1 protein-coding gene is annotated in these 814 nt (G+C 36.7%); it reads left to right on the top strand.

Annotation, left to right across the window (positions count from 1 at the left end):
• The first annotated feature begins 312 nt into the window (after window positions 1–312).
• A complete protein-coding gene (locus AB4351_RS22245) occupies window positions 313–789 on the top strand; it encodes a hypothetical protein (protein WP_372127206.1) in 477 nt (158 codons plus the stop codon).
• Window positions 790–814: the final 25 nt, after the last annotated feature.

Raw genomic sequence — 814 nt, 5'->3', positions numbered from 1 at the left:
GAATCGTTTGGTGATCACAAGGGTTGGTGCTGTTTTACTAGCTTGTTTCTGCCCCAAAATCGTTCAGAGCTAATACTCTACACATTTAGGGGGCGTGCGTTTACCCTACTAAAACTTATTCGATGGAGTTGATAATTGTTCATTATCATCATTAGGAGACATCTTGCAGTCTAACTTCCCTTCATGTGGTATAAGTTATTGATTGTCAGTTGAGTTAATATGCAAAAGACTGCATTATAGAAGGATGAAAGACTACTACGTGTTGTCTAATAAGTGTTATGTGATTTATAGAGTTAACAAGGAGTTTTAAGAATGCATGAACATCAAAATCCTATGACTGGTATTCGCATTTTAGAAGAACAATTAGCCGAAGGCTTTGTGATGCAAAGAGTGCCTTTTACCGACAATATTTATATGATCAAAGATCATCCTTTTGGCGGTTTAAGATATACGTATGCAAAACTGAATAACAAAAAGGTGGAACATCTAGTCAACTTCGACATGAATGAACCACTCAATGGTAAACCTTGCTTCTGTCTATTTTATGGCACTAAAGAACACCTCAGAAATCAAGGGTTAACAACCAAGTTTGTTCAACAAACAATAGAACTATTCCAAAAAGAACTCCCAAAGAAGTTCAAGCCCTTTTACATCGAAGCTCTTATAGAACAAGACATTGATGCATCTTTAGGTGTCGCAAGCTACCTGTTTGGCGAAAAAACAACTTCAGGTGTTTGTGAGCGTACAGGTGCTAAAACAGATATTTGGCAAGTAGAATACGCTGGTTAATCACATAACAAATAAGGATTAAGGT

Source organism: Vibrio sp. 10N.261.51.F11, from assembly GCF_041471665.1.
GTDB classification, from domain to species: Bacteria; Pseudomonadota; Gammaproteobacteria; order Enterobacterales; family Vibrionaceae; genus Vibrio; species Vibrio crassostreae_C.
The sequence above is the reverse complement of the archived record's forward strand: the minus strand, read 5'-3'. Positions and strand labels throughout refer to the sequence as shown.

Excerpts from the sequence above, each read along its gene's own strand:
- AB4351_RS22245 (WP_372127206.1), top strand. The coding sequence starts at position 313 with ATGCATGAACATCAAAATCCTATGACTGGTATTCGCATTTTAGAAGAA.